Raw genomic sequence first — 16,008 nt, 5'->3', positions numbered from 1 at the left:
AATTGTTCAGTCCGCTCGCTACTCGCTTTCGCGCCGCTTCACCGGGAGTGTCATGACGTCGGAGCAACGACGGCTTCAGCCGCGTAAACAGCCGCGCCAGGTCCGGGCCGAGCTCACCAGGCAGCGCATCCTCACCGCGGCTGCTCACATTTTCGCCGAGTACGGGTACGCCGCGGGGACGACGAACCGCATCGCCGAACAGGCGCGGATCTCGATCGGCTCGCTGTATCAGTACTACCCGAACAAGGACGCGATCCTGGCCGAGTTGCTGACCCGTCACCTCGACGGAGACCAGGCCACGGCGACGCTCCGCAGGCACAAGGAGTCGCCGGAACCGCTCGAGACCATCGTCAGGGAGTTCGTGCGCACGGTGATCGACAACCATCTCGACGATCCGCAACTCCTGCGGATCATGATCGAGCAGGCACCTCGGTCCAGCGAGGTACTGGATCGGGTCACGCGGCTGGAATGGGCGATGATCGGGGATCTGCGCGAGCTGTTCCACAGCCATCCCGAAGTCCACGTGCAGGACAAGGACACGGCGGCCAGGCTCGTCGCGTCCACTGTGGAGCTGACGGTGCATCAGCTCATCGCCGCGCCGGGCTCCATCGACACCACCCGGCTCGAGAACGAACTCGTGGCGATGATCACCGGCTACCTCCGCACCTGATTTCCGGGGGTTGACCAGGCGATGAGTGGGTATCCACCAGCATGCGCAGCTTCATCGATCGCTGGAGACGAAGAGGTGACACTCTCGCTCTGGCTTGGACGCTGATCACCCTCGGCTTGGCCGCGATGCTGTGGGTTTCGGGGTTCCGTGCCTGGCCGGTCTATCTGATGGCGGTACCGAGCGCCGTCGTCTCCGTTCTGCTGTGGGTCGGCGTCGTGCGCACGCGGCGTCGGACGAGCGGTTGAGCTACTTCGTCGCGCGGGTGGCCAGTGCGTCGAACTCGCGATCCGGCAGTGTCCTGTTGAGCTCCAGCAGTTTCTCCGCGAGATGGCCGACGGCGTAGCGCGTTTCCGGGCGGCCGGACTCGATGGCGCGGCGGATGGCTTCCACGACGACGGCGGGATCCGAGCCGTCGCTTAGCCCGGTTTCCCCGTGCCGCGCCATGGCTTCCGCCATCTGCCCGTACGCCCCGCCGCCGGATATCTCCCTGAGCTGTGCGGAGGTCTGGTCTTCGAACTCGGTCTTGATGATGCCGGGCTGGATGATCACGACGTCGATGCCGAAGGGTTCGACCTCCATCCGAAGCGTGTCGGAAAAGGCTTCGAGGGCGTGCTTCGACGCGTAGTACCAAGCGCCGAGCGGCAAGGCGATCTCACCGCCGATCGACGAGACGTTGACGATCGTGCCGGACCGTCGTTCACGCATGGCGGGCAGGACGAGCTGGACCAGCCTCGCGGGCGCGAGGAGATTCACTTCGAGCTGGTCACGCGCGCTGTCGAGCGGCACGTCCTCGATGGCGCCGTGCAGCACGGTTCCGGCGTTGTTGACCAGGACGTCGATCCGCCGCTGCTCCTCGAGAACGGTGCCGACCGCGTGGCGGAGGTCGTCCTCGTCCCGGGCGTCCATCTTCAGCGGATGCCCGCCCGCCGCGCGGAGGTCGTCCATCTTCTCCACCCGCCTCGCGGCGCCGTAGACAATGTGCCCGGCGCGCAAGAGCTCCAACGCGGTGGCGTGGCCGATCCCTGACGAAGCGCCGGTGACCAGGCAAACCTTGGCCGTCATCCCGAGTACCTCCCGATCTCTTCGCCACTCACGAAACACCGGATTTCCCGTCACGGCAACGCCGATCCAGCATTTGTCCAGGCAGCAGGCCTACAATCGATGCAATGACCATGGAGCTGAACGCACCGAGAGGAGCCGGGTGCCGGGAACCCGCCTGACCCACGAAGAGCGCGGGCAGATCGCCTCGGGACTGACGGCGGGGCTCACGTACGCCGAGATCGCCCGGCGGATGGAACGCCCGAAATCGACGATCATCCGCGAGGTGGCGCGCAACGGCGGCGCCCACGGCTACCGGGCGAACCAGGCGCAGCTGGCGACACGGTGGCGGGCGCGACGGCGCAAACCCGGTCCGCCGCCCACCGCCGAGCGCACCCCCGAGGCGCTGGGCGACTTCGAGGCCGAGTTCGCCGAGACGATGGCCGCGACCGGGCTCCCGGCGATGATGGCCAGGGTGCTGGCCTGCCTGTTCACCGCCGACACCGGCGGCAGTACCGCCGCCGAACTCGCCGCCAGGCTGGAAGTCAGCCCGGCGTCGGTCTCCAAGGCCGTCGGCTGGCTCGAACAGCGGGGCCTGATCGCCCGCGAACGCGAGGGCAGGCGGCAGCGATACGTCGTCGACGACCAGTTCGGCTATCGGGCCTGGCAGGCCAGTCTCGAAGCGATGACCAAATGGGCGGACGTCACCCGGCGCGGCGCCGGTCTGCTCGACGGCCCGGCGGGCGCGCGGCTGGAGGCCACCAGCCGGTTCTTCCGGCATCTGCACCAGGACATGAGCGAGGCCGCCGAACACTGGCGGCGGACCAGCCTGCGGTGACGTCATTTCGACGGTCTCGCCCCGGATCCGGCTGTGTGACGATGCCCCGGCAAAAGCGAAGACCGAGGGGCGAAAGACATGGGTGCGGTGGTCGCGGCGCTCGCCGCGGGCTGCGCGGTGCTGGCGGTGTTCCTGTCCGGTGACGCGGTCCGCCCGGACCGGCCGGATCTCGACGTGGCACTGGTCGCGGCCGCGTCGGTACTGGCGGCGTTGCTGGCGTTCGGAAAGTCCGGCGGGGCGAAGATCGCCTCGGTGATCTTCGCCGCGGGCGCCGCGGGCTGGGCGATCTACTGCCTGAGCACCGATCTCGGCAGCGGTACGCCGGGAAGTTCGTCGGCGGTGCTCGCGGTCGCCGCCGTCGTCGCGCTGGTGGCGACCGGACTCCCCCGGCAGACCCGATGGTGGCTCGCGGTCCCGTTGGTGGTGGTGCTCGCGGCGGGAACGGTGACCGCCGTGGCAGCCGTTCCCGCGCTGGCAGTGCGGTCCACGACGGCACCGGCCATCGCTGCCCCCGCGCTCGCCGACAAGGTGGTGACATCGCCGTGGCAGTGGACGGCGCCCGCCAAGGTGCTGGACGTGGTCGCGGCGGGCGCCGGGGTCGCGGTCGCCGGCTCGGACGGCGAGGTCACCGCGCTCGACGGCCCGACAGGGGCGGTGCGCTGGACCTACGCCCGGCCCGGCGCTCACGTCCGCGCGCTCGTCCCCACTCCGGACAGGCTTCTGCTGCTGGCCGTCTACGCCCCCGGCGACGGCGGCACGGACCGTCAGCACCTCACCGTTCTCGACGCGTTCACCGGCGTTCCGCTCCAGGAGAAGCTGATCGAGGAGGTGCACGGCGCGGATCTGCTCGCACCGACCTCCGCCGTGCTGCCGTCGCTCGCTTATCTGGGGGACGGCAACTTCCGCGTCGACGCGCTCGACCTGCGCGGCGGGAACACGCGGTGGTCGTGGCAAGCGCCCGCGGGCTGCGTCTCGCCGTTCGCGCTGCCCGCGAGCGGCCGTGACGTGGTGCTGGCGCCGCTGCTCTGCCAGGACAGGCTGAGCGTGCTCGGCCTGGACGAACGCACCGGCACGCCGCGCTGGGAGCACCGGCTGCCGGTGACGCGGCCGTCCGACGAGAAGGCCGACTACTACCTGCACGCGGCCCCCGGCGGCGGCACCGTTTCCCTGACCCTGCGGTACTCCGGGCTGGCCACCGGCGACAACACCGACGTCGTGCTCGACGCCGCCACCGGCACCGTCGTGTCCACAATGGACCCCAGGGCGCCGAAGCGGATCACACTCGGCCCGGTGGCCGTCTCGGAACGCGACGAGAACGGGAAGATCACCGCGGCCACGTTGGACGGAGGAGTGACTGTCGACCTCGCCGCCTGCCCGGACCGGCGGGCGCACGCCACCACCCCGACGGCGTACCTGCGCCTGTGCGCCGAACCCGGCGGCAAGCTGGTGGTGCACCGTCAGGAACTGGACGGCTCGACGGCGTCGAGCCTCCCCCTCGACTGGCCGCCACCCGGCGAAACGACCATCAGCCTGCTGTCGAGCAGGACGCGGCACGCGATCATCCCCGCACCAGGTGCCCTCGTCGCCGCTCGTGGCGGTGACGCCGCGGTCATCGGCTATCCGTCGCCCTTGCCCACGTGAGGGCGGCCTTCCACGCGTCGAAGTAGTCCGATGCGGGCACACGGGACTGTCGTTCGAACCCCGGAACCCCGGGAACGTCCGTCTCGGCGATCAGGACGTCATCGCCGTCACGCCAGATCAGCAGAAGCCAGCACTGGTCGAGGTCCCGGAACGGCTCCTCCGGCGTACCCAGCGGGATGTCGTCGAGTGTCCAGCCCCGCAAGGTCACTTCCACGTGGTCCCACCAGGAGAATTCGGCGAGAACCGCGTCGCCGCCGTCGACGAAGCGCAGTACGTGACCCGGCAGGTTCGCCCGCTGGAACAGCTGGACGGCGAAACCGTCGACTTTCGCGAACGTGCCGGTGTCCAGGTCCGCGATGAGCTCGTCCACGAAGGTGATCGTACGGAGCAGGGCAGGCGGCCGAAGCCGCCCGCCCTCCCGCGTCACCTCGCGGTCATCCGCGCTTGAATTCCTCCCAGGTCACCTTCTTGACCTGCGGGCCGTCGTCCTTCGCGTGGCTCGCCAGGCCGTTGAGGCCCTTGAAGTAGTCACCGGCCTGCGCCTGCGCCTGCGGCGACATGTCGGTGTCGCTGATCGCGATGCCGTGGATGTGCTCCGCCCAGTCGCCCTGGCTCGGGGTGCGGTGCCAAGCGGCGAACCCGACCTCACGCAGGGCCTTCACCGCGGCGTTCTTGTTGGAGATGTTGTTCACCGAAATGTCGACCGCGCCGCCGCCGTCGTGCGTCCCGCCCGAGGCGCCGACACCGCCGGCGTTGTACGAGCCCTGGGTGACGGTGAACTTGACCCCGGCCTTCTTCTCGGCGGCCGCGATCATGTCGGCGGTGCGCTTGTTCACCGTCTTGCCGTCCAGGCTGGTCTTCGCGCCGACGCCGATCGGCGCGGTCACGGTGTAGCGGCCCTTGCCCAATTCGGTCAGCGAGCCCTTGCCGGGCAGCCCGCTGGCGGCGAGTCCGCTGTGCCCCAGCGACTTCTGGTACTTCGCGTACGCCTTCACCGTCGAGGTGCCGAAGTGTCCGTCGACCTGCTTCTTGTCGAGCATGTTCTTCGCCGCCAGCGCCTCTTCGACCACCTTGACGCTCGGGCCGGAACCCGGCGTGATCGACTGGTCGGCCTTGTACGGATCCCACATGGCCGCCTTGACCACGGCCTCCATGTTGACCGACGGCGCGGCCACCGCGGGCTGTCCCGCCGTCATCCCGAACGCGGCTCCGGCCAGAGCGGTGAACATCGCGGCGGTTGCCACCTTGCGCATGACTGCTCCTTCACTCGGTGCTGCTCCCTGTGAACAGCTCGTGACCGACACTGGCCCGGCCGGGGGGCCGTCCGGAACCACCTGTACGGAACGTCTGACGTCAAAAACCGCAGGTTGACAGCGTTTGACAGCGGCGAGGCGAGGACGATCCCGCTGGTCGGCACGGCGATCGGGACGAAGTTCGCGATATAGTTACCCGGCCGCGCAGAGTGACGAAAATCGTTGTCACGTTTGACACGATCGCGAGGGGGAGCGTGCCGGGAGAACGGACACCGGAGCTGGAAGCGTTCATGGACGGGCTGCGGAAGCTGCGGACGCGGGCAGGCGAGCCGTCGTTCCGGAAGATGGCCGCGAAGTCCGGCGCGGTGTCCCACGCGACCCTGCACCTCACCGTCACGGGCAGGCGGCTGCAGCCGTGGGAGACCGTCCGCGAGTTCGTCCGCGCCTGCGACGGTGACGAAGAGGAGTGGCACGCCCGGTGGCAGGGTGTCCAGCTCATTCACTCCGCCGACCGCGAACCGGACCCTGCGCCGCCCGCGCCGAAGTGGCGGTCAAAACGCGTCCTGGTGCCGTTGGCCCTCGTCCTTGTCGCCGCGATAGCCGCCGTCGTCGTCATCCTGCTGCCGGAAGACCAGGCCGCGCCGCCGCATCCCGGCGACTCGAGCAAATTCGTCGCCGACGTGACGATCCCTGACGACACCGTGGTCAAGCCGGGGACGCAGTTCGTGAAAGTGTGGGAGCTCAAGAACACCGGCACGGTCGAGTGGCGGAAGCGCTACCTGCGCCGCACCGATCTCCCGGTCGCGCCCGGCACCTGCCGCACCCCGGAGCGGATCCCCGTCAACGACACCGCGCCGCAGGGGCAAGTGCAGGTGACGGTCACCGTGAGCACTCCGCCCACCGGCCCGGTCGACTGCAAGATCTTCTGGAAGATGGTCGACGAAGAGGACCGGGAAGTGTTCCCGTCCAACAAACCGATCTACTTCTCCGTACTCGTGCGCGCCTGAGCGGCGGACCCCCATCGCCGCAGTCAGCGCTGTTGGGGGTAAGTCGGATGTGGCGGGTTCAGGTCGCGGGAGCACTCCAGTCTCAGACCGGTCACGACACCCACTGTGACGGCTGAGCACTCCGGTCACGCCAGAACACGACCTGCCACTCACGACCCCTTCACAAAGATCCGCGACGCCGAAGGCTCTGGGCCACCCGCTCGAGAGCACGCCGCGTTCGCCCTTCCCCTCAACAGAGGTCCGTGAAGGCCTCCTTCCCTACTGTCAGGGTAGGGAAGGAGGCCTTCACGGACCTCCATCGCCGCACGGAGTACCGCGAAAACACCTCGTTCGACCGGGAAAGTGCGCTAGCCGCCGCATTCCGGGCTGCCTACGCTGAATTCCGCGCACCGGAACCACAAAAGCCTCGGGAGTCTCCAGTGAGAACAACGAGAATCGTGTTCTGCGCCTTATTCGTCCTCGGCGCCACCGGCCTTTTTCCGGCAACGGCGGCTTCGGCGGGGCAAAACGCGTTCGCCCTGTCCAGCACCGCTTTCGCCAACGGCGGCCTCATGCCCAAGGTCCACGAGTGCACCAGCGGCGGCGGCCAGGACCCCGCCAAGAAGAACGAGTCGCCGCCCTTGGCGTGGTCGGGCGCTCCCACCGCGGCCAAGAGCTACGCGATCGTCATGCGCGACCTCGACAACGCCAACCTCATCCACTGGGTCATCTACGACATCCCGGTGACCGCGGCCTCGCTCCCCCAGAACGTCGAGCACGCGTACCGGCCCTCGGTGCCCGCGGGCGCCAGGCAGATCTACTACCGCGGCAGCGCGAGCCTCTACGGCTATCAGGGACCGTGCTCGCCCTCGACGGTGAACACCTACGAGTTCGTCGTGCACGCGCTCAACCGCGCCTCGCTGACCAACCTGACCTCCAGTTCGTCCACGCAGACCGCCGCGAGGGCGATCACCGCGGCCTCGCTCGGCACGGCGAGGATCACCGGCGAGTCGTAGCTCGGTGACATCGGCGGGATACGCAGAGCCAACGCTTGATCAGTCCCGAGTCCGCGCCCGGAGTCCCGCTGATCACCCGTGGCAAAATCGGCCCAATGCAGATCGGGATGCTGGGCCCCTTCGAGGTTCGCACGGATGAAGGCGTCCTCGCCGACGTGCCGGGCGCCCGGCTGCGGGGGTTGCTGATCGCCCTCGCGCTCGAACCGGGCCGGGTGGTCCCGAAGGCGACGCTCGTCGACTGGATCTGGGGCGAGCAGCCGCCCGCTGACGCGACGAATGCCTTGCAGCGCTTGGTTTCCCGGTTGCGGAAGGTACTTCCGGAAGGGGTCGTCGAGGGGCAGACGGACGGCTATCGGCTGAAGGTGGCGCCCGAAGCCGTTGACGCCGTACGGTTCGAGCGCCTCGTCGGCCAGGCTCGCGGCGACGAGGAGCCGAGGCGGCTGCGAGAGGCCCTCGCCCTGTGGCGTGGTGGGGCCATGCAGGACGTCGGCCTGCAGGACAGCGAAGCGTTCGACGCGGCGGTCACCCGGCTCGACGGGTTGCGCCTGACGGCCATGGAGGATCGTTTCGACGCGGAGATCGACCTCGGCCACGGCGCGAAACTGGTCACCGAACTGACGGATCTGGCGGCCGCGCATCCCCTGCGCGAGCGGCTCGTCGCCGCGCTGATGCGGGCACTCGCGGCCACGGGGCGCGACACCGAAGCACTGCTCGTGTACCAGCGCACGAGGGAGGCCCTTGCCGACGCGCTGGGCGTCGATCCCTCGCCGGAGCTGTCCGCGGTGCACGTCGCGCTGCTGCGGGGCGAGCTGGGACGCCGGGAGGAGAACCGCAAGACCAATGTGCGCGCCGAGCTGACCACCTTCGTCGGCAAGGACGCCGACGTCGCCACGGTCCGGGACCTCGTCGCCGAACACCGGCTCACCACTCTGATCGGGCCCGGCGGTTCGGGAAAGACCAGGCTGGCCACGGAAACCGCACGCACCCTGCTCGGCGACCTGCCGGACGGGGCCTGGCTGGTGGAGTTCGCGGCCATCGGCGCCGATGGCGATGTCGCCCAGGCGACGCTCGCCGCGCTCGGCCTGCGGGACGCCTTGCTCGGTGACTCGCCGAGCGCCGAACCCGCCGACCGGGTCATCGCCGCGATCCGCGAGCGGGAAGTACTGCTGATCCTCGACAACTGCGAGCACGTGATCGAGTCGGCTGCGGCCTTCGCCCACCGCGTGCTCGGGGAATGCCGCCGCCTGCGGATCCTGGCGACCAGCCGGGAACCGCTCGGCATCACCGGCGAGGCGTTGTGGCACGTCGTCCCGCTGGGCGTGCCGGATCGGCACGCCGGCCCCGCCGAGATCGAGTCCTCCCCCGCCGTCCGGCTGCTGCGGGACAGGGCGAGCGCGGTGCGCAAGGATCTCGTGGCCGACGAGGCCACGCTGGCCACGATGGCGCGCGTGTGCCGGATCCTGGACGGGATGCCGCTGGCGATCGAACTGGCCGCGGCCAGGTTGCGCACCATGTCCATCGACCAGCTCGCCAACCGGCTCGACGACCGGTTCCGCCTGCTGACCGGCGGCAGCCGGACCGCGCTGCCCCGGCACCGGACGTTGCGCGCGATGGTCGACTGGAGCTGGGAGCTGCTGTCCGAAGCCGAACAGACGGTCCTGTCCAGGCTTTCGGTGTTCTCGGGTGGGGCGAGCCTGGAAGCGGCCGAGCGGGTCTGCGCGAGCGAGGCCGTCGAGCAGTACGAGGTGCTCGAACTGCTCACCGCGCTGACCGAGAAGTCGCTGCTGGTCGCCGCGGGCGACGAAGCGCCGCGCTACCGGATGCTCGGCACGATCAAGGAATACGCTGAGCACCGGCTCGCCGAAGCGGGGGAAACGGCGCTGGCGCGCGACGCGCATCTCGTCCATTTCACCGAACTCGCCGAGGCCGCCGAGCCGATGCTCCGCAGCTCCGAGCAACTGGAATGGCTCGCCACGCTCAACGCCGAGCACGACAACATCGGTTCCGCGATGCGCGGCGCGCTCGCGGCGGGTGACGCCCCGTCGGCGATGCGGCTCGCGGCGGCCGCCGGCTACTACTGGTGGCTCAGCGGGCACCGGTCGGAGGGCATGGAGCTGATCAGCGCGGCCGTCGAAACGCCGGGCGAAGTGCCAGACGACATCGCGGCCTTGGTGTACGGGCTCGTCTCGCTGTTCGTGAACTCCGGTTTCGCCGACGAACACACCGCGGCGAAATGGATCAACGAGTCGTACCGGCTCAGCCAGAGCGGCAAGTCGAAGCATCCGTTGCTCGGGCTCGTCGTCGCGCTGGAACGCATGCTGCGCGGAGTGGAAACGTTGTCGGCTTGGGAACCCGTCCTGGCGGACGAGGATCCCTGGGTCCGTGCGCTGGCCCGGCTGCAGCTCGGCAAGATGCGGATCGCGCTCGGCCACCCCGGCCCGGAGGCGGAGGTGTGCCTCGAGCAGGCGCTCGCCGAGTTCCGCGCCATCGGCGAACGGTTCGGGACCTCCTTCGCCCTGACCGAATTGGGCGACCGGATCGCCACGCGCGGCGAATTCGCCACCGCTTGCGAGTACTACGAACAGGCGGTCACGGTCGTGACCGAGGTCGGCTCCGTCGAGGACCTCATCCGGTTGCGGTCGCGCCAGGCGCAGCTGTACTGGCTGCTGGGCGACGAAGACGCCAGCGCGGCCGCCTCGGCCGAAGCGCAGCGGTACGCCGAACGGGTCACCTGGCCGGGAGCGCTGGGCATGCTGGCCCTTTCCCGGGCGGAACTCGCCTACTGGCGCGGTGAAGCGGAAGAAGCGACACGCCAGCTCACCCTCGCGACCACCGTGATGGGCGAGGAGGCGGAACTCGGGCACGTCCGGGCCATCACCCACGACCTGCTGGGGTATCTCTCCGACGATCTCGAGGAGGCCCGCGCCCACCGCGAGTCCGCCTGTGCTGCGGCGAGCGAGGTGCGGCACGTTCCCTTGATCGCCCACATGCTCGTCGGGGTCGCGGATCTGGCCCTGCGCCGCGACGAGCCCGAGCAGGCCGCGCGGTTGCTCGGGGCGGCCGACGAGCTGCGCGGGCTGCCGGATCGCTCCCACCCCGACTTGGCGAGGATCGAGCAGACAGTGCTGCGCCGCCTCGGCGAAGCGAAGTTCGCGGAGGCGGCGCAGGAGGGCACCCGGACGAGCTGGAAGCAGTTGACCGAGGTCACGCTCGCTTCTTGAACGTCGAGGACGCCCACAGGTACCCGGCGAGGGCGATCCCGACGCACCACCCGAGGGCGGGGATCACGTCGCCGGCGGCCGGTGCCCCGTTGAGGAGCCCGCGCAGTGTCTCGATGATCGGGGTGAAGGGCTGGTACTGGGCGAACTCCCGGAGCCCGGGCCCCATCTTCTCCGCCGGCACGATCGCGCTGCTGAAGAACGGCAGCATGACCAGCGGCACGGAGGCGATCCCCGCGGTTTCCGGGGACTTCGCCGCCAGGCCGAGCGCGACGGTGAGCCAGCCCGCCGCGAAACCCAGCAGGACGACGATCCCGACCACACCGAGCCAGTCGAGGAAACCCGCCGACGGGGAGAACCCCAGCAGGAAGGCGACCCCGGTGAGCGCCGCGATGGCGACCAGGTTGGTCAGCACGCTGGACACGACGTGCCCGGTGAGCACCGCGCCGCGAGAGACGTCCATGACCTTGAAGCGGTTGATGATGCCCTTCGTCATGTCGGAGTTCACCGCCGTCGCGGTGGCGCCGAGGCCGTAACAGACGGCCAGCAGCATCAATCCCGGCGTCGCGTAGTCGATGTAGTCGACGCCGACGCTGAAGGCGTCTCCGAACACGTACACGAACATCAGCATCATCACGACCGGCATCAAGATCGCGTTGAAGACCGAGGTCGGATTGCGGGTGAGGTGCTTGAAGTTGCGGCGCAACATCACCATCGAGGGGGACTTGGCGCTCATCGTCTGGGTGGTCACTTGACTGCCTCCGTGTCGTGGCCCGTCAGGGCGAGGAAAACGTCGTCGAGATCAGGGGTGTGGACGGAAAACTCTTCCGCCGCGATCGAGTGCTCGTCGAGCCTGTCCAGCAGCGAGCGCAGGGACCGGGTCCCACCGTCGCTGGGGACCCGCAGGGCCAGCGCCTCGTCGTCCCGCGTGGACGCGGGGAAGAGCCGCGCCGCCGCGTCGAGTTCTTCGACCGTGGTGAACCGGAGCCGGACGTGCGTGCCGGGCATCTGGCGCTTGAGTTCGGCGGGGGTGCCGTTGGCGACCAGACGGCCGCCGTCGAGGACCGCGATGCGGTCGGCGAGCTGATCGGCTTCCTCGAGGTACTGGGTGGTGAGGAAGATGGTCACGCCGCCGGCCACCAGCTCGCGGATGATCGTCCACATCGTGCGGCGGCTGCGCGGGTCGAGCCCCGTGGTCGGTTCGTCGAGGAAGATGATGCGCGGATCGCCGACGAGCGTCATCGCCAGATCCAGCTTCCGGCGCATCCCCCCGGAGTAGGTCGACGCCGGCTTCCGTGCCGATTCCACCAGGTCGAAACGCTCCAGCAGATCGGTCACGACCCGCTTGCCGCCGGAGGCGCGTTTGTTCAGGTCCACCATCAGTTGCAGGTTCTCCTGCCCGGTCAGCAGCTCGTCCACCGCCGCGAACTGGCCGGTGACCCCGATCGCCGCGCGCACCGCCTTGGCCTCGGCCGTGATGTCGTATCCGGCGACCTTCGCCGTCCCGCCGTCGGCCTTCATCAAGGTGGTCAGGAGGTTCACCGTGGTCGTCTTGCCCGCCCCGTTCGGGCCCAGGAGGGAGAAGATGGTGCCCGCCGGGACAGCCAGATCGATGCCGTCGAGCACGACTTTGTCGCCGAAGGTCTTGCGCAGTCCGGAGACCGCGATCGCTGAATCTTTCATGCCGCTCACTCTGGGCGGCCCGGCTGACACGCCCCCGCCACGACGCTGACACGGGTGGTGTCAGCGCCGTGTCAGGAGGGTGTCAGCTCTCGCGGGGAAGGTGGTCGTCACAACCACCACGAAAGGCATCCCGATGACTCAGACGGTTCCCGTCCCGCAGGGCCTCCCGATGAAGCGCGACGCTGGTCCCTTCGACCCGCCCCGCGAGATCACCCGGCTGCGCGACGCCCGCCCGGTGAGTCCCATGGTGTTCCCCGACGGTCACGAGGGCTGGCTCGTCACCGGCTACGACGAGGTGCGGCAGATGATGGCCGACACCCGGTTCAGCTCACGCCAGGACATCGGCATCCTCCACATGCCGTACGAGACGCCGGGGATGCCCGCGCAGACCGAGCCGTCCCCGGCGATGCCGGGCATGTTCATCGCCATGGACCCGCCGGACCACGGCCGGCTGCGGAAGCGGCTCACCGGCGCTTTCACCGTGAAGCGGATGAAGCAGCTCGAAGAGCAGATCGTCGAGGTCACCGAGCGGCAGCTGGACGCGATGGCCGCCCTCGTCCCGCCGGTCGACCTGGTCAAGGAGTTCGCGCTGCCGGTGCCGTCGCTGGTGATCTGCGCGCTGCTCGGTGTCCCCTACGAGGACCGGGAGAGCTTCCAGGCCAACTCCGCCCAGCTCATGGTGAGGGACCAGACGCTGGAGGAGAAGATGGCCGCGTTCATCGGGATGAACACCTTCCTCACCGAACTGGTCACGCGCAAACGCGAGACCCCCGACGACGACATCCTGTCCGACCTCGGCCGCTACGAAGACCTCACCATCGAGGAACTGGCGGGCGCCGCCTTCTTGCTGCTGCTCGCCGGTCACGAGACGACCGCCAACATGCTGGCGCTGGGCACCTTCGCGCTCCTGGAAAACCCTGAGCAGCTGGCAGAACTGCGGGCCGACGCGGAACTGCTCCCCGGCGCCGTCGAGGAACTCCTCCGCTACCTGTCCGTCGCCGACATTTTCTTCCGCTACGCCACGGAGGATCTCGAGCTCGGCGGCGAAACGATCCGCGCGGGATCGACCGTCATCGTGTCGCTGCTGGCCGCCAACCACGACCCTCGACGCTTCGAGAACCCCGACAGCCTGGACATCCACCGCAACGCCCGCGGCATGCTGTCCTTCGGCCACGGCGTCCACCAGTGCCTCGGCCAGCAGCTGTCGCGGATCGAGATGCGCGCGGGTTTCGATGGCCTGCTGCGGCGCTTCCCGGATCTCGAACTCGCCGTCCCCGCCGACGAAATCAAGCTCAAGACCGACATGAACATCTACGGCGTGCACGAATTGCCGGTCACCTGGACGAAATCGGACCGGTGAACGCTGACGCTCGTGAGTGGTAAGTCGCGTTAGAACGGGCCCGTATTCACCTACCTACGCTCGACCTGCGCAAGGACGACGGGGCCACTCCAGTCTCATACCGGTCACGACACCCCTCGGACGTCGAAGTCGACGATGAAGGAATTGGGACGTTCAGTGTCCTAAATCCTTCACCGTCGCAGGGCATGCTGGTCACGCCAGCCCGAGCTCCGCTAACTCGCCGAGGCGAAGTCCGTTTCCAGTGGGTCGGCAAATACCGGTCCGCCAGAACACCACTTGCCACTCACGACCCCCGCACCGACACATAACCGAGCACTCGCGAGCGGCAAGAGCGCGAGGCCCAACCGTGCTCACTTACCTACGATCCGGCCGTGGCCGGGTGTCGTCCGCCCAGTCACGGGTGTCGTCCACTCGATCACACGTGTCGTCCGTCTGATCACGCGAAAGTACCGGCTCGGACCACGTGGATTTTGAGTACGTATCCCTACGCACCCCCTTGTCACCGTTCACAATCCCCAGACGCCAAACCTGGGAAACCTCCAGCTCGCCTTTCCTCTCCGCTTGGAATGATCGAGGAACAACCTCTCGACCCTTCGGAGGCACCATGCGTTCCTTGAGCCGCAGGGCACTGCTGGCCGTCACGGCACTGACCCTCGCCACCACGCTGGCCCCCCAGCCCGCCGTCGCCGCGGCCTCGACCAGCCCCCGCGTCTACGAGAAAACGGGCCCGCACAAGGCGGTCAAAGCACCGGGCGGCCCGGCGCACACCCTCTACTACCCCGCGGACATCGCCTCCGACAGCACCGCGCATCCGGTCCTGATCTGGGGCAACGGCACCGGCGCCACCGTCGATCAGTACGACCTCCTGTTCACCCATCTCGCGAGCTGGGGTTACGTCGTCGCGGCCGCGAACACCGGCCAATCGGGGTCCGGCAAGGAGATGCTGGCGGGCGCCCGGTATCTGATCGCGGAGAACTCCCGCTCGGGCAGTGTGTTCGAAGGCCGGATCGCCACCGGGAAGATCGCCGCCGCCGGGCATTCGCAAGGCGGGGGCGGCGCGATCGCGGCCGGCGCCGATCCGCTGGTGAAGACGACGCTGCCGATCATGCCTGGACCGCAGGGCACCGTGAACAAGCTGCACGGACCCGCTTTCTTCGTGTCCGGGCAGGCGGACACCATCGTGCCCGCCTTCTACGTCCGCGGGCGTTTCCTCGCCTGCGACCAGGTTCCCGCCGTCTACGGCCAGTTGAAGGGCGCCACCCACTTCCTCCAGGGCGAGACGCGATACCGCCTCCTCGGCGCCATCACCGCCTGGCTGCAGTATCACCTCGCCGACGACCAGAACGCCAAGAGTGTCTTCTATGGCAACGATTTCGGTCTCGGCCAGGACAAGGACGGCTGGTCCGCGACAGAGCGGAACAAGAAGGCCGCCTGAGGCGGGCGGATGCCCTCCCCCAGCCAAGCGGGGGAGGGCATCCGTCGTGGTCACTTCTTCAACCACTCCAGCAGTTCGACCTTTCCGTTACCCTTCGCGCCGGTCTTGTGGATCGACGGCTCACGAGAACCGTCCACGTAATAGGAAGTACCGGCTCCGCCGCCGCCTCCGGCCGAGTCGTTGGTCCCCGACTTCCCGCCCCCGCCTCCGCCGCCGCCCTTCAGCGTGTACCCCGCGCCGCCGCCACCGCCGCCACCGGCTGTCGACGCTCCTGGCGCGCCCTGGCCGTTGTCACCCTTGGACGTCTTCGCGGTACCACCGCCTCCGCCGTCGCCGCCGACCCCGAGAGTCCCGCTTTCGCCGTTGTCGCCCCTGTGCGGCGTCTTGTCCCCCGCCCCGCCGTCGCCGCCGCGGCCCACCAGTGATCCGCCACCGGCGCCGCCTCCCCCGCCTGCCACGATCAAGGGCACGCCGCCGCGGCAGACCGCGCTCGATCCGCCGCCGCCTCCGCCATTGCGGCCGGTATCGGTTTCTCCTGACCCGCCTCTCCCGCCGGTGGTGAATCCCGATCCACCGGATCTGCCCGCTTGTTTACCGACATGGATTGTGAGTGTTTCCCCGCCTTTGACCGGCACGGTCGCGTCGACTTCGGCACCGTGGCCGGGGCCGCCGGAATCCGCGTTACCGTGCCCGCCCTGTCCTCCTCGCAACTTGAAACGACCCCACTTCGCGTCCGCCGGAACGTGGATTTTCTGTTCGCCTTCAACGGCTTCGAAGGCTTGCGTGGTCACGGTCTCGGTCATGATTCCTCCTGGATCGGTGCTGGACATCCAGTCTGGAATGCGCGATTCGTCGGCGGATAGTGCACGA

The 16,008-nt window shown here is 68.8% G+C and carries 15 protein-coding genes; 9 read left to right on the top strand and 6 right to left on the bottom strand.

Annotated elements, in window-relative coordinates; translation table 11 throughout:
• Positions 1 to 52 precede the first annotated feature (52 nt).
• Together HDA45_RS28405 and HDA45_RS28400 are read left to right on the top strand one after the other, a co-directional pair.
• A complete protein-coding gene (locus HDA45_RS28405; protein WP_184900402.1) occupies positions 53 to 670 on the top strand; it encodes a TetR/AcrR family transcriptional regulator in 618 nt (205 codons plus the stop codon).
• Positions 671 to 711: 41 nt separating this feature from the next.
• A complete protein-coding gene (locus tag HDA45_RS28400) occupies positions 712 to 915 on the top strand; it encodes a hypothetical protein (RefSeq protein WP_184900401.1) in 204 nt (67 codons plus the stop codon).
• A gap of 1 nt (position 916) precedes the next feature.
• Here HDA45_RS28400 and HDA45_RS28395 read toward each other — a convergent pair whose 3' ends face one another.
• Positions 917 to 1,732, bottom strand: a complete 816-nt coding sequence (locus tag HDA45_RS28395) for an oxidoreductase (RefSeq protein ID WP_184900399.1) — start codon at positions 1,730 to 1,732, stop codon at positions 917 to 919.
• 139 nt (positions 1,733 to 1,871) lie between these two features.
• On the opposite strand from HDA45_RS28395, the gene HDA45_RS28390 reads away from it, so the two are divergent.
• Positions 1,872 to 2,546, top strand: a complete 675-nt coding sequence (locus tag HDA45_RS28390; RefSeq protein ID WP_184900397.1) for a helix-turn-helix domain-containing protein — start codon at positions 1,872 to 1,874, stop codon at positions 2,544 to 2,546.
• A 78-nt stretch (positions 2,547 to 2,624) separates the two neighbouring features.
• Positions 2,625 to 4,187, top strand: a complete 1,563-nt coding sequence (locus HDA45_RS28385; RefSeq protein WP_184900395.1) for an outer membrane protein assembly factor BamB family protein — start codon at positions 2,625 to 2,627, stop codon at positions 4,185 to 4,187.
• Here the strand turns inward: HDA45_RS28385 and HDA45_RS28380 are convergent.
• On the bottom strand, positions 4,156 to 4,557 hold the full coding sequence (locus HDA45_RS28380; protein WP_184900393.1) for a hypothetical protein: 402 nt from the start codon (positions 4,555 to 4,557) through the stop codon (positions 4,156 to 4,158). The genes HDA45_RS28385 and HDA45_RS28380 overlap by 32 nt on opposite strands.
• 64 nt (positions 4,558 to 4,621) lie before the next feature.
• Entirely contained in the window at positions 4,622 to 5,440 is an 819-nt protein-coding gene (locus HDA45_RS28375) for a peptidoglycan-binding domain-containing protein (protein WP_184900391.1), read from the bottom strand.
• A gap of 254 nt (positions 5,441 to 5,694) precedes the next feature.
• Here HDA45_RS28375 and HDA45_RS28370 point away from each other — a divergent pair, with 254 nt between their 5' ends.
• The 3 genes from HDA45_RS28370 (at position 5,695) to HDA45_RS28360 (ending at position 10,663) form a co-directional block, all read left to right on the top strand.
• Entirely contained in the window at positions 5,695 to 6,447 is a 753-nt protein-coding gene (locus HDA45_RS28370) for an NBR1-Ig-like domain-containing protein (protein WP_343072171.1), read from the top strand.
• A 437-nt stretch (positions 6,448 to 6,884) separates the two neighbouring features.
• Positions 6,885 to 7,442, top strand: a complete 558-nt coding sequence (locus HDA45_RS28365; protein ID WP_184906121.1) for a YbhB/YbcL family Raf kinase inhibitor-like protein — start codon at positions 6,885 to 6,887, stop codon at positions 7,440 to 7,442.
• 95 nt (positions 7,443 to 7,537) lie between these two features.
• Positions 7,538 to 10,663: an AfsR/SARP family transcriptional regulator gene (locus HDA45_RS28360; RefSeq protein ID WP_184900389.1), complete on the top strand. Its 3,126-nt coding sequence runs from the start codon at positions 7,538 to 7,540 to the stop codon at positions 10,661 to 10,663.
• On the opposite strand, the gene HDA45_RS28355 is transcribed toward HDA45_RS28360, so the two are convergent.
• Positions 10,647 to 11,369, bottom strand: coding sequence for an ABC transporter permease (locus tag HDA45_RS28355; RefSeq protein WP_246481405.1), 723 nt, complete (start codon positions 11,367 to 11,369; stop codon positions 10,647 to 10,649). The genes HDA45_RS28360 and HDA45_RS28355 overlap by 17 nt on opposite strands.
• 38 nt (positions 11,370 to 11,407) lie before the next feature.
• The gene (locus HDA45_RS28350; RefSeq protein ID WP_184900387.1) at positions 11,408 to 12,343 is read right to left on the bottom strand and encodes an ATP-binding cassette domain-containing protein; all 936 of its coding nucleotides are present in this window, start codon (positions 12,341 to 12,343) and stop codon (positions 11,408 to 11,410) included.
• 133 nt (positions 12,344 to 12,476) lie between these two features.
• Here HDA45_RS28350 and HDA45_RS28345 point away from each other — a divergent pair, with 133 nt between their 5' ends.
• Together HDA45_RS28345 and HDA45_RS28340 are read left to right on the top strand one after the other, a co-directional pair.
• Entirely contained in the window at positions 12,477 to 13,703 is a 1,227-nt protein-coding gene (locus HDA45_RS28345) for a cytochrome P450 (protein ID WP_184900380.1), read from the top strand.
• Positions 13,704 to 14,307: 604 nt separating this feature from the next.
• Positions 14,308 to 15,138: a poly(ethylene terephthalate) hydrolase family protein gene (locus HDA45_RS28340; RefSeq protein WP_184900378.1), complete on the top strand. Its 831-nt coding sequence runs from the start codon at positions 14,308 to 14,310 to the stop codon at positions 15,136 to 15,138.
• Positions 15,139 to 15,188: 50 nt separating this feature from the next.
• Here the strand turns inward: HDA45_RS28340 and HDA45_RS28335 are convergent, their stop codons facing one another.
• A complete protein-coding gene (locus tag HDA45_RS28335) occupies positions 15,189 to 15,941 on the bottom strand; it encodes a PE-PGRS family protein (protein ID WP_184900376.1) in 753 nt (250 codons plus the stop codon).
• Between the last annotated feature and the right edge of the window lie 67 nt (positions 15,942 to 16,008).

It is taken from the genome of Amycolatopsis umgeniensis (assembly GCF_014205155.1).
Classification (GTDB): domain Bacteria; phylum Actinomycetota; class Actinomycetes; order Mycobacteriales; family Pseudonocardiaceae; genus Amycolatopsis; species Amycolatopsis umgeniensis.
Note: the sequence above shows the minus strand (reverse complement) of the source record. Positions and strands in the feature narration are given on the sequence as shown.

Coding starts and splice junctions, on each gene's coding strand:
- HDA45_RS28405 (WP_184900402.1), top strand. CDS start 53: ATGACGTCGGAGCAACGACGGCTTCAGCCGCGTAAACAGCCGCGCCAG.
- HDA45_RS28400 (WP_184900401.1), top strand. CDS start 712: ATGCGCAGCTTCATCGATCGCTGGAGACGAAGAGGTGACACTCTCGCT.
- HDA45_RS28395 (WP_184900399.1), bottom strand. CDS start 1,732: ATGACGGCCAAGGTTTGCCTGGTCACCGGCGCTTCGTCAGGGATCGGC.
- HDA45_RS28385 (WP_184900395.1), top strand. CDS start 2,625: ATGGGTGCGGTGGTCGCGGCGCTCGCCGCGGGCTGCGCGGTGCTGGCG.
- HDA45_RS28375 (WP_184900391.1), bottom strand. CDS start 5,440: ATGCGCAAGGTGGCAACCGCCGCGATGTTCACCGCTCTGGCCGGAGCC.
- HDA45_RS28360 (WP_184900389.1), top strand. CDS start 7,538: ATGCAGATCGGGATGCTGGGCCCCTTCGAGGTTCGCACGGATGAAGGC.
- HDA45_RS28355 (WP_246481405.1), bottom strand. CDS start 11,369: ATGTTGCGCCGCAACTTCAAGCACCTCACCCGCAATCCGACCTCGGTC.
- HDA45_RS28350 (WP_184900387.1), bottom strand. CDS start 12,343: ATGAAAGATTCAGCGATCGCGGTCTCCGGACTGCGCAAGACCTTCGGC.
- HDA45_RS28345 (WP_184900380.1), top strand. CDS start 12,477: ATGACTCAGACGGTTCCCGTCCCGCAGGGCCTCCCGATGAAGCGCGAC.
- HDA45_RS28340 (WP_184900378.1), top strand. CDS start 14,308: ATGCGTTCCTTGAGCCGCAGGGCACTGCTGGCCGTCACGGCACTGACC.
- HDA45_RS28335 (WP_184900376.1), bottom strand. CDS start 15,941: ATGACCGAGACCGTGACCACGCAAGCCTTCGAAGCCGTTGAAGGCGAA.